The 12,647-nt window shown below is 47.3% G+C and carries 11 protein-coding genes; 5 read left to right on the top strand and 6 right to left on the bottom strand.

All coding sequences use genetic code 11. From position 1 onward, the window contains the following. Positions 1-6 precede the first annotated feature (6 nt). From ABK01_RS05405 to ABK01_RS05385, 5 genes are all read left to right on the top strand, one after another. Positions 7-1,431 (top strand): AMP-binding protein, encoded by a 1,425-nt coding sequence (locus tag ABK01_RS05405; RefSeq protein WP_253676510.1) that lies wholly within the window; start codon positions 7-9, stop codon positions 1,429-1,431. A gap of 193 nt (positions 1,432-1,624) precedes the next feature. Continuing rightward, on the top strand, positions 1,625-1,975 hold the full coding sequence (gene metG, locus ABK01_RS05400) for a methionine--tRNA ligase subunit beta (RefSeq protein WP_206181518.1): 351 nt from the start codon (positions 1,625-1,627) through the stop codon (positions 1,973-1,975). 55 nt (positions 1,976-2,030) lie between these two features. Beyond that, on the top strand, positions 2,031-3,260 hold the full coding sequence (locus ABK01_RS05395; protein ID WP_253676509.1) for an FprA family A-type flavoprotein: 1,230 nt from the start codon (positions 2,031-2,033) through the stop codon (positions 3,258-3,260). Positions 3,261-3,310: 50 nt separating this feature from the next. Further along, positions 3,311-3,895, top strand: a complete 585-nt coding sequence (locus ABK01_RS05390; protein ID WP_253676508.1) for a CYTH domain-containing protein — start codon at positions 3,311-3,313, stop codon at positions 3,893-3,895. 5 nt (positions 3,896-3,900) lie between these two features. Continuing rightward, a complete protein-coding gene (locus ABK01_RS05385) occupies positions 3,901-4,929 on the top strand; it encodes an alpha/beta hydrolase family protein (protein WP_253676507.1) in 1,029 nt (342 codons plus the stop codon). 34 nt (positions 4,930-4,963) lie between these two features. Here ABK01_RS05385 and radC read toward each other — a convergent pair whose 3' ends face one another. From radC to ABK01_RS05355, 6 genes are all read right to left on the bottom strand, one after another. Next, complete coding sequence (gene radC, locus ABK01_RS05380) at positions 4,964-5,632, bottom strand: RadC family protein (RefSeq protein WP_253676506.1); 669 nt, start codon at positions 5,630-5,632, stop codon at positions 4,964-4,966. Between the two features lie 240 nt (positions 5,633-5,872). Beyond that, a complete protein-coding gene (locus tag ABK01_RS05375; protein ID WP_253676505.1) occupies positions 5,873-7,963 on the bottom strand; it encodes a methyl-accepting chemotaxis protein in 2,091 nt (696 codons plus the stop codon). Positions 7,964-8,184: 221 nt separating this feature from the next. Further along, a complete protein-coding gene (locus ABK01_RS05370; protein WP_016524050.1) occupies positions 8,185-9,069 on the bottom strand; it encodes a sugar ABC transporter permease in 885 nt (294 codons plus the stop codon). After that, positions 9,069-10,451 carry a carbohydrate ABC transporter permease gene (locus ABK01_RS05365; protein WP_016524051.1) on the bottom strand — a complete coding sequence of 461 codons (1,383 nt, stop codon included), beginning with the start codon at positions 10,449-10,451 and terminating at the stop codon, positions 9,069-9,071. The genes ABK01_RS05370 and ABK01_RS05365 overlap by 1 nt, the downstream gene beginning before the upstream one ends. 54 nt (positions 10,452-10,505) lie before the next feature. Next, positions 10,506-10,700: a hypothetical protein gene (locus ABK01_RS05360; protein ID WP_253676504.1), complete on the bottom strand. Its 195-nt coding sequence runs from the start codon at positions 10,698-10,700 to the stop codon at positions 10,506-10,508. Beyond that, entirely contained in the window at positions 10,678-12,585 is a 1,908-nt protein-coding gene (locus ABK01_RS05355; RefSeq protein WP_253676503.1) for a glycoside hydrolase family 13 protein, read from the bottom strand. Before ABK01_RS05355 ends, ABK01_RS05360 begins: the two co-directional genes overlap by 23 nt. Between the last annotated feature and the right edge of the window lie 62 nt (positions 12,586-12,647).

Raw genomic sequence — 12,647 nt, 5'->3', positions numbered from 1 at the left:
TGCAATATGGAATTATTGAGATATGCCGAAAAAGATCCGCAGCGGGTATTGGCGATAACCGATAGCGGCGAACTGTTGCATTACGGCGAAATCAAGAAAGCTGCGGCAGCGCTTCCGAAAGAGGCTGCGCATCGGCTCGTGTTTCTCCTTTGCAGCAATTCACCCGGAACACTGCTCGGGTACCTCGGGTGTTTACAGGCGGGGGCCGTACCGCTCCTGTTGGACGCACACATTGCCCCGGAACTTTTACACCATTTAATTCAAACCTATCACCCTGCTTTTTATTACGTTCCGCACGATTTGCCGGAAGAAACGCAAAACATCCTTCCGATGAATAAGCCCGTTATCACGATAGCGGACAGTGTGTTGCTCCGTTCAGATGAAAAAGGGCCGGAGCTTTTTCAGGATTTGGCGCTGCTCCTCACCACATCGGGGAGTACCGGCAGCCCCAAACTCGTACGCTTAACGTACCGCAATATCTACGAAAACGCACGGTCAATCGCAGAATACCTGCACATTACCGACAAGGAGCGGCCGATAACTATGCTGCCGATGAGCTATTCATACGGAATGTCCATTATCAATAGCCATGTCCTTATGGGCGCAACCGTCATATTGACCGGGCACGATATCTTAACCGCCCCGTTTTGGGCACGGATTAAACAAGAAAACGTCAGCTCGCTTGTGGGCATCCCCTATACCTATCAAATGTTCTCCCGTCTAAGACTGACCGAAATGGAGCTGCCGGCGCTCAAAACACTGACGCAGGCGGGAGGCAAACTGCCATACGAGCTGCATCAAAAATTCGGCGAATGGAGCCTGAACACCAGACGGCGCTTTTTTGTGATGTATGGGCAAACCGAAGCCGCGCCGCGCATGGCATATCTGCCGCCGGATAAGACAATGGAAAAATGCGGCAGTATGGGTATTGCAATCCCCGGCGGAGAATTAAAACTGATTGACGAAGCCGGTGCGGAAATTACCGCGCCCGATACTGTCGGCGAATTAGTATACCACGGACAGAATGTCGCGATGGGATATGCGGAATGCGCTGCCGATTTAGCAAAAGGCGACGAGTGGCAGGGAACGCTGCATACCGGCGATATGGCAAAACGGGATTCGGACGGGTATTTTTTTATCGTTGGGAGAAAAAAGCGGTTTATCAAGGTATTCGGTAATCGGGTTAATTTAGACGATACCGAACGGCTATTGTCCGCCGCCTTTCCCGATGCCGAATTCGCTTGTATCGGGCAAGACGACTTCCTCTGCGTTTATACAACGCTTAAAACGGAAGAACAGCATCGCGCAATATCGGAATACCTTGCACAAACGACACGGCTTCCGGCAAAGGTGTTCCATGTCTTTTTTATCGAAGCTATCCCTAAGAATTCCGCGGGGAAAACGCTGTATTCGCAGCTGGAGATACGTTAGAGCATCTCTAAAAACTCGGTTAGATTTTTAGAAGATGCCCGCTAGAGCATTTTTTAAACTCGGATAGCTTCTAAAGATGCCCTGTACAGTTGTCCGTATATACAAAAAACAGCTGCCTACCTGAACGGTAAGCTGATACCGCTGCTCTCTCCTCGGCTTGCAGTTTTCGGCTCTTTCTCATATACTGAGCAGCATGAGTGAAAACACAACTGAAATAATTACCTATGATGATTTTGCAAAACTACAGCTGAAAACCGGCAAGGTTTTGGAATGTGTAAAAGCTGAAAATGCGGAAAAACTCTACATTTTACAGGTAGACCTCGGCGAAGAAAAGCCGCGCCAAATCGTTTCGAGCCTCGTTGACTACTATAGTGCCGAAGAATTAGTCGGCAAAGAGATTATCGTGCTTGCAAACCTCAAGCCCGCTAAAATGCGCGGACATATTTCCGAGGGAATGCTGCTCTGCGCAGAATCCGAAGATTCATCAATCTGCGTTCTGCTAAAACCCGAAACACCGGTACCTGCCGGTACTAATATCACCTAACGCTCACCGAGCCTCAATGCAAATGAGAGGTTTTCCTTAGATTATGGAGGACACTATGAAAGCGCAAGAAATAAGTGGGGGCATATACTGTATCCATGCGGATATTTGTGCACGCACGAGCCGTTTTGAAGGTTTATGGATGCTTCCTCAAGGAGTAAGCATCAATTCATATATTGTAAAAGGTGAAAAGACCGCTTTGATCGATATTGTCCGTGATTGGGACGGCTCGTTAAAAAGCTATACGGAACAACTGGAATCCATCGGACTTTCGTTCAAGGACATCGATTATCTTATTCTGAATCACTTGGAACCCGACCATTGCGATCTGATTGAATATGTCCATTCCTGTAATCCGCAGGCGGAAGTTATCAGTACGTCAAAAGGGCTGGCGATAGTCGAAAAGTTTTTTAAGGTGCAGGGAAACCTCCATGCGGTTAAAACGGGAGATAGTCTTGACCTTGGCGGCGGAAAAGTTCTCCAATTCTACGAAACACCGAATGTGCACTGGCCGGAAACAATGATGACCTATGACCCTGCCGCTAAAGTCCTCTTTTCCTGTGATGCATTCGGATCGTACGGCGCTATCGGCGAAAAGATCTTTGACGATCAGCATTCGGAGGAAGAACTGAAGTTTTACGAAGCGGAAGCGCTGCGCTATTATTCAAACATTGTCGCAAGTTTCAGTACCTTTGTCTTAAAGGCTTTGGACAAACTTGCAGCGCTGGATATCAAATGTATTGCGCCGAGTCACGGTCTTATTTGGCGCTCCCATCCCGACCGTATTTCTTCCCTGTACAAACGGTTTGCAGGTTACAACACCGGCGGCGAATGCGAAAAAGAAATCTGCATTATTTGGGGTTCCATGTATGGATATACCAAACAAGGGCTGGACGCCGTTATCAAAGGAATTGAAGCCGAACAAGTCCCCTACACCATCCACGACATACCCGACACGGACGTATCCTACATACTCGGTAATGCGTACAAGGCGGCAGGCTTGGTACTTGCGATGCCGACGTATGAATACAAGATGTTCCCGCCGATGGCGTACGTATTGGATTTATTTGAACGCAAGCATATTACCGATAAAACGGTACTGCGTATCGGAAACTGGGGCTGGTCGGGCGGCGCAAAGAAAGAATACGAGCAAAAAGCAGCCGCTCTGAAATGGAACCATCCGGAACAATATGAATGGCAGGGTAAGCTGCTCGACGCAGATATTCGGCTGCTTGAAGAACGAGGCGCAGAACTCGCTCGTGCGGTTAAAACAGGCGTTCAAGCGTAAAGTTCAACCGCTTTCCATATTGGCACAGCTTGATTAGCACAGATTAACGTATGCACGAAATCGAATTAAAGGCGCATCTTGAACATCCCGAAAAAACCGAAGCGCTATTATCCCGTATCGCAGATTTTTCACTCCGCTGCATCAAGACCGACCGGTACTGGACGCTCGGAGAAAAAACGGTACGGGTACGGCGGGAACTGATTGGTACCAAGGAAACAGTTTTGGTAACGCATAAGCAGAAACACTATACCGATATGATAGAAACCAACCGCGAACTTGAATTTGAACTTGCAGCTGTGTCCGTACCGGTCTTTACCGAAATGCTCGAAAGTCTCGGTATGACCTGCACTGCAGAGAAACAAAAGGAGACAAAAGTTTTTGTTCCACGCGCAAGCTTGTTTTCCGCGGACATACTCAAAGATACTCGGTCGGTGTCGGCGGAGCTTTCCTTCATACATCCGATCGGGTATTTTTTGGAAATCGAAGTCCTCTACCCCGATGAAGGTTCCGATACCGCCGCTTACGAACGGCATATCCGTAATGCGCAGAGCATTTTCAATACGCTACTCGCCGCTTTAGAAGTTCCGCAATCAGCTATCGAAATACGCCCGTATAATGAACTATTGGCTCGTTAGATTTTATGAAAACATATAAAACGATATTTTTTTTACCGCGCACATGTTTCTTTTTTGTCTTACTACTTCTGTTAAACGGAACCACCGTACTGTATGCGCAAACCGGTGACGCACAGCTCGAATATGAAGTTGCCGTATTGAACCCTGAGTCTTTTAAAAAACATAACCGCATCTACAACTATGAACTCAATCACGCTTTTTCAGCACCTGAATTAACCGATGAAGGTGTTTTAGACACTCCACTCACCGTTTTTTATCCGGTACTTGAGGGAACATACCCGCTCGTTATTATCAGCCATGGCTGGCATGTTTCAAAAAAGCCGAATGCAAGCCTTGCCCGTTATCTTGCATCTCAGGGATATGTCGCTGCGATTCTCTCGGCAAAAGAAAAAAGTTACCCCGAAGAGTTTATCGCTGCATTTGAGTCGGCATATACCCTTTTAAAAACGGCAAGCGAAAATCCCGAAAGCCGTTTATTTAAGCGAATAGATATGCAAAAAATGGCAATAATCGGACACTCTATGGGAGGGACAGCGGCGCTGCATTTTTCAAAATCACACCCCGATATCGGTGCTGTGGTTGCGTTAAATCCGTATAACGGGGCGTCTTCTTTAGTAGAACGAGTTGGAGGCAAAAATGAGGTTCTCGGTACCGATCTAACAGCCATGCACATTCCTGTTCTTATTGTTACCGGCAACAGGGATAATGTTGCGTATCCTGAAAAAACCTTTGAATTTTATGAGCACTGCAATACATCCGCACCCACGGCTTTTTTTGCCATTAAAAACGGTGTTCATAGCAGCGGGCTCGATACCAAAGGCAATATGCTTTCAGGCTGGTTCGATATCGAACTTTATATGCGCTACAGGCTGTTAATACTCGGATGGCTCGACCTGTTTTTAAAGCAGAAAATATCAGAGGCTTCCCTGCCCTACTTATCCCCTGCCGCTTTTGAAGCAATAAAAGGATGGTTTTATTCCGGTAACGCAAAACGTTACCCCGCTTACGCTTTCCGTAACTTTTTGCGCCGATAAGCATACCGCCCTCGATCCGCTTTTTATCCCACCCCTATGCGAGCGGGATTCCTGCCTCGATAAAACTCATATACTCACCGTTCGGCGACAAAATGATGTGATCCAATACCTCAATTCCTAAGAGGCGTCCCGCCTCACAGAGCCGGTGAGTCAAGTTTAAATCTTCAGCAGAAGGAGCCAAAGCACCTGAGGGGTGGTTGTGTGCAAGGATAACCGTGGCGGCTCTGTCGGCAAGCGCGTCAGCAAATACCTCACGAGGATGAACCAGCGTATCCGTCAGTGTCCCGACCGAAACTACACGGATTGCCAAAATTTCGTGCGCCCCGTTCAGCGATACACAGATAAACTGCTCTTGCTTACGCACCGAATAATGCCGCAAGAACGGAACAATATCATTCGGATGCCGGATTTTTTCGCCTCCGACACCGTAATATCTCCTGCCAAGTTCGAACGCTGCGAGTATCGTTGATAGCTTTGCATCTCCGATCCCGTTAATAGTCTTTAACGCCGCTTCGATACTTTCCGTTTTCCGTGTATCAATATGTCGGATAATCTCCTCGGCAAGCTTTGTTACCGGCTTATTCGCAATACCGGTATGCAGAAGAACCGCAAGCAAATCAACATCGCTCAGCTGTTCCGCTCCATACGCCAAAAGACGCTCTCGTATATTCGGTTTTTCTCGTACATTTGAATGTATAGTCATACCCGATATATAGCGCATAAGCCGCCATTTTGGCAGGAAAAATAAGAAAACCACATTAAGAATTTTCAGCAGCGGTATGGATGCCGTTCAAGAATGTGCGTCCTAGCACATTCTTGAGCTGCCAGTTTGCAAGCAAACTGGTTACTGCGTGGAACCACCGCCGTGCGTGGCGGTACTGAATAGATGGGGGTTGTAGGGGGTATTTTCTTTTTATCGGAAAAAAAGAAAATACCCCCTAACTTATGTTTTGAATTTGGAAACTTCTTGTGCCAGTGCCTCAATACTCCGCTTATTCTTCTGCGTAATCTCGCTCACTTCCTGTATGGCGTTGTTGATTTGTACCGCGCCGGATGACATCTCGTTCATGCTGTCGGTTATAACGCGGGTAAGGCCGTCGAGCTTGCGCATCTCCTCCGCAACACTCTCCCCGCCTTTCAGCATTTCTTCGGAACCGGCTTGTACTTCCGTGGTTACTGTATTGATGCTTTTAATTGCAATCAGCACTTCCCTGCTGCCGTTCTCCTGTTCCCGCATTGCTTCGGTCAGACGGTCGCTCATTTCTTTTACCTGCGCCGCAAGGGTGAAAATTACATTGAACTTTTCTTCCACCGTTTTGGACGAAGCGGAAAGGGTTTCAATTTCTCCCGATAAGGTCTTAAGCGTTGAAGTGATGGTCTTTCCCTGTGCAGCAGAATCTTCTGCTAACTTACGGATTTCATCGGCAACGACGGCAAAACCTTTGCCTGCTTCTCCCGCATGAGCGGCTTCGATCGCGGCATTCATCGCCAAAAGGTTTGTCTGTGAAGCGATATGCTGAATAACACTAGACGCTTCCATCAGCGAACCTGATTCCTCAGCTATCTTTTGCGTTACGGTATTTGAAGTTACAAGGGTAGCTTTGCCGTCGCCGGTCGCTGTTGTAAGTGTTTTTATTACCTCGTCCGTTTTGCCGAGTGTTTGCCCGATAGAGGCGATATTAGCAACCATTTCTTCTACGGAAGAAGAAGACTGGGCAACGCTTGCAGCCTGTGTTTCGATGCTGTTATTCAACTGCTTAATGGTGCGGACAATTTCTTCAACAGTAGCCGCCGTTTCAGTCACACTTGCCGCTTGGGTCATCGCCTGCTGTTTAACCCCGTCGATATTAGCACTGATTTCATTGATAGCGCTTGCCGTTTCGGTCATGTTGGACGCCAGTTCATCCCCGATTTCTTCCATGTCACTGCTGTTCACTCCAACATGCCGGATAGATGAACCGATTTTTGCAATCGTCTCGTTAAAATATTCGGACAAATCCGTAACTTCATCATTGCCGTGAATGGGAAGGCACACCGTTAAATCTCCTCCACCTCGTGCGATATCTTTCAGTGCGTCAACCGCCGTTTTAACAGGTTTTACCATTGCACAGGCGACAAAGTAGATGACAACGAGTGCGATAAGTAAAATTACTGCACCGATACCGAGCATCGAAATACGCAGCGTATTGACTGTTCCCATAAACTCATTCACAGGAGCATTTATGATAACCGTCCACCCTGTCGTTTTCATCCTTGCATAAGAGGCAATCCTTTTTATCCCCTTGTATTCAAAATATCCGATTGACGATTTTTCCTCTTGGACAGCCATTTTTTCAAATGTACCGACGGATTCAAGCGATACATCGGTCTTAGATTCCTCATAAGCATTTGAGCTATTTTCAACCAAACTAAAGTCTTTGTCAGCGATCGTATTCCCTAATTTATCTAAAATATAACAGTCTCCCGTTTCTCCTACAACAATATCGGCAATTTGATTGGAAAGCCATGAACCGTCAACATCAGCGCCCAATACTCCGATAATAGTCCCACTGTCATCATATACCGGTAAAGAAAATGTAATAAATATGTTATTTTCCACATCGATATAGGGTTCTTCCGTATATTTTTCCCCGTTCATACCGGCCTGAAACCATTGTGTATCATCAAATGCAATCTCAGATCCGTCTAAGTTATGCAAGATTCCTCCTTTATCGGTAATATATAATTCACTGATAATGGAATTGAATTTTGCTTCTTCAGCAAGCAGTAACATTTTATCTCTAAATGTAATGGCATCATCACGTAATACAGGTATTCGGGCTATGCCTTCCAAAAATTGAAACACCGTATTCACACGTCCGTCGAGAATTTCCGCCGTATCTGTTGCTTTGTCAATCAGATGCATTTCGACCTTTTCAGTTACAGCCTTGTTTGCCGAGCGAACTGCCAGAAGCCCTTCGATAACCCCTGCAGCCAATATCAATGTCCCAAAGATGATGATTAATTTGTAACGGATTGAAAAGCGTTTTTTCATTGTACTCTCCTTTAATTTATAGCTTAGCTAAAAACAACTCTTTTCTTAGGGAAGTGCTGATTAAAGCGAGGAGCGCATTTAATCTGCACTTCCCCTTGTTTCTCATAAGTCTTTAATTGCCTATAATATATAGACTTATTACGAAACAAGAAATTTTAATGTTAACACTGATTAATTCGCCTTCGAATTAATCAGTGTTTCCCTAGTTTTCTTAATATACACTACTCTTTTACCGCGCCGGCAGCAAGGGACTTTAATAGGAATTTCTGTCCTGCCATAAACAGCAGCGTAAAGGGCACTGCTACGAGCAGCGCGCCTGCAGCAAACATCGTAAAGTTATCGTTTGCGCGGCCGTTAATCAGCTCGAAAAGGCCGAGCGCCAAGGTCTTTTTATCATCGCTGCGCAAAATAAGGCGCGGGAAGATAAAGTCCATCCACGGTGCGGTAAAGCTGGTAAGCGCAAGGAACATAATCATCGGCTTTACCATCGGCAGTACGATTTTCACGTATGTGGTAAACGAACCGGCACCGTCGACATGGGCGGCTTCTTCAACGCTTTTCGGCACCGTATCAAAATAGCCTTTCATCAGCCATACGTTAAAGGGCACACTGCCCGCCGCATATACCAAAAGGAGCCCCCAATGGGTATTTAAGCCGTTTATCTTCCATAGTAACACATACGTTGCAACCATTCCGATAAAGCTGGGGAACATCTGCAGCACAATCATAGAAGCGAGCAGCGGCTTTCGCAGCGGGAACCTAAAACGGGAAAAGATATAGGCGGCGGTTACGCAGACAGCCAAGGTCAAAAGAACATTGAACACCGCAATTTTGAGGGTATTGCCGTACCATTTAACGTAGTTGGTGCCGCGCACATCGGTTGTACCTTCAACGATTTTGTCCGCAGGTGTTAAAAGCCGTTTAAACTGATACACCGACGGTTCCTTGGGAATAGGAGAAATGCTTGTTGCCGCCAACGAATTAGTCTTGGTAAACGCCGCGCCGACGGTAAAAGCAACGGGATAGAGGACAAAGAGTACCGTCGAAATAAGGACGGTATACAGGATAATCAGTACCAGTATGGTACTCAGAGAATGCTTTTTCATTACAGTTCTCCTTCTTTAAACGCCTTAGTATGCGTAAAATTATAGACTGCGAACGGTACCAGCACGACAAACACGAGGATGGAAAGTACCGAGGCAAGGTTGTATAAAGTCGGCGTATCATACGTGAGTTTATAAATCCACGAAATCAACAGATCGGTTGCGCCTGCCTTTGTCTGAATACTGTCGTCAAGATTCGGACCACCTGCAGTAAGGAAGTATACCGCGCCGAAGTTGTTGATATTGGCGGCAAACTGCATAATGAGAATAGGCATCGTTTGGAACAGCACCAGCGGGAGTGTGATGCGGAAGAACTGCTGCATCTTATTCGCGCCGTCGATGGTTGCCGCCTCATAAATATCCGCAGGGATGGCCGTCATATTGCTGGTAATTAATATCATACTATACGGAAAGCCGATCCAAATATTAACCAACAGCATCGTAATCTTTGCCATAAACGGATCGGAAAGCCACTTAATCGGTTCACTCAAAAGACCGAACTGCATCAGCGAGCGGTTGATAGGGCCGAATGTTCCGTTTAAAAGGTTCGCCCAAATGAACAAGCTCAGCATAACCGGAATGGCATACGGCAGGATAAACACGGTTCGGAAGAATTTCGGCAGCTTGATGCGCTTGTCGACAAGGATAACTGCGAATATCATACCGGTAAAATAACAGGTTGTGGTTGCAAAGAACGCCCAGATAACCGTCCACAGAGCGACGCGCCCGAAAGCGGAGAACCAGCTGTTTGCCATCTTTGAATTAAACATTGTAATAAAGTTTTCAAAACCTACCCAGTCGACAAGGTTGTTCGGCGGAATGTGCTTGGGCGATGAATAATTCGTAAAGGCAACCAGCGCCGAAAAGATGAGCGGCAAAACAGTGAAAAACAAGATCAACAGGATTGCAGGGCTCAGTCCGAGATACGGAAAGGCCGATTCGACAAACTTCTTACGGGCTTCCGCCGCGGACGGATAACGCTGCTTTTCCACGATATAGGCCGCCGTTTTTTTGGCAGTGATCACGTTCGCAACATATATGCCAATAAATACGACGAGCAGCAATACGGTGATAAGGCCGCCGATCATCATGAAGATGGAATGATCCTTCATCTTGATAGGGACATTCGGTTTTTCTTCTCCGAGTGTGATAAGGCCGATCAGACTCCGCACGATGGGGCCTTTTCCATTGAACTGCATAACCGTCTGATCAAAAAAGATCAAAAATAAGACCGCCAATTCCATCAAAGCGAAAAAGGCGCCGCGCACATATTGCTTTAAATAGAGGATCTGACCGAGCCCCATAAAGCACGTCGATGCGGTTGACGTCTTTTTGATAATTGATTTGTCGATAACGGCGGCGCCTTGTAAGGTCGTTGTAGCCATTAAAACTCCTCCTATAAAAACTTTTGCAGGATGTTTAAACATCCGAAAAAGTTTTTAGTCGTGCGCATGTCCTGCAACGAGGAGCTTTGCTCCGAAGTTCAGGACGGCGCACCCGTAAATAATCGAGTTTGCACCGCAAACTTTACCGCCACGGATGGCGGTGGTTATAACAGAAGCGATATTTTGGCATTGCCAAAATTCGCCATCAACCGATGTACACGGAAGTTCATCGGTTGATGAGGTGTTCAAAAAAGATAAAGCCGCCGGGCTGTACCGTTTTATCCCTGCAGCGCAGGGAGAGGTATACCCGTGCCTTTTCATCTATTATCTGTGCGATTGATACCGGAGCCGTACCGCAATTGAGAATAAGGTCTATGCTCCGCGTAATCGGAACTCCCGCGGTTTCAACGGTCTCCGGAGTTTCCGCAGGTTCTACCGTTTCGGCATACTTTTGCAAATGAATAATTCTATTCGGTTCGCTTTCGGCAAGCGGTACGTCATGCAGATATGAGTAACCGGAAGCGGTCATTGCCGGATGCGTACGGCGCAAAGCAATCAACTGCCGCATCATGCTCATCGGTTCGGCGTATTCACCTGCTTCGATAGCCTGCCACGGCATACAGCGGCGGCAATCGGGATCATGTCCGCCTGCAAGCAGAACCTCGCTGCCGTAATAGATACACGGTGAACCGGGCAGGCTCAACAGCAGGGCGTATTGCTGCCATACGGCGAACACATCACCGCCGTTGCGGGTAAAAAGGCGCGGCGTATCATGGGAATCCAGCAGATTAAACAGGCCTACGGTAACCGGTTCGGGATAGGCGGTAAAAACAGCGTTTATTTCCCGCTCCAAAGTCAGGGCGGGCAGCGTTTTATCGTAAAAGAATTTCCAGAAGCACAGCGCGAGCGGATAATTCATTACCGAATCCAACTCGCCGCCGCGCAGCCACGGCAAGGCACTGCGCCATATTTCACCGAGCAGGTAAAAGTCTTTTTTAAGACTGCGCATCCGCCGATAAAGCTGCCTGCAAAATGTGTGCGAAAGCTCATTCGCAACATCGAGCCGGAGCCCGTCAATATCATAACTGCGCACCCATGTTTCGCATACGTTCAGCAGATAATCGACGACGGCAGGATTATTGGTATTCAGCTTCGGCATCGTATCGACATACGCAAAAACGCTGTATCGTCCGCTCTTTCCGTTTGTACCGGACGGTCGGCTTCGGCTCGCGGCGTTTTTACATTCCGGTTCTGCAACGGTTTCAAACGGCCATTCCTGTACGATAAACCAATCGAAATACGGCGAGGCTTTTCCGTTGCGGACGACATCCTGCCACAGTGCAAAGTCCCAGCCGCAGTGGTTAAAGACGCCGTCCAGCATCACTTTTATACCGCGTGCATGGGCTTCTTTCACCAGCGTATGCAGATCATCTGCGCTGCCGAATGCAGGATCGATATTCAAATAATCGGATGTATCATACTTATGCACACTCGGCGAAACATTAACCGGATTAAGATATAAGCCGGTAATATTCAAATCGGCAAGATAGCCGAGCTTTTCGGTAATACCCCGAAGCGTACCGCCATAGTGTTCATTGTTGGTAACGGCATCCTCGGCAGCAGGCCACGGCAGAGCATTCGGTTTCTGCGAGGCGGTATCCCTGCAAAACCGATCGGGAAAAATTTGATACCACACGGTGCGGGGTACCCAATCCGGTACGCGGACGCATTCAGCGCCGTCCAGCCACGGGAACTCAAAACCGGGAAAATTACCGGTTATCCGGCGCAGCGTAACAAGCTCATCTGCCGTGTAAAACCCGTTTTCCAGACAGTAGCGGACATCGCCTTCGTCTTGACCGTGCAGTTCAAAGCAGTATTTACATCGTCCATAAGGAAGCGTAACCGTTACCTGCCACCATGTATGATACGGAAGATCTTTTTTGCGGGTGATTTCCTGCCGTTTGCCTTCCCATGCCCAGCCCTCCGGTGTTACCGAACCGTCGAACGGATCTCCGTATACAATAAATACACGCCGTATGTCGCTGCCGGTTTTAAGGCTGATCATAAGTTCATTTTCATTGAGCGGATAGCAAAAATTATCCGTACTGCGATGTTCTATTGCCGAAAACTGCATACCAAGCACCTATATCCAAGGGAACTGTCCAAAAACTGTTTCGCAATTCGCTTTAGCGGATA

The organism is Treponema sp. OMZ 305 (genome assembly GCF_024181325.1).
In the GTDB taxonomy this organism is placed as follows: Bacteria; Spirochaetota; Spirochaetia; order Treponematales; family Treponemataceae; genus Treponema.
This window is presented reverse-complemented; position numbering and strand designations above follow the sequence as displayed.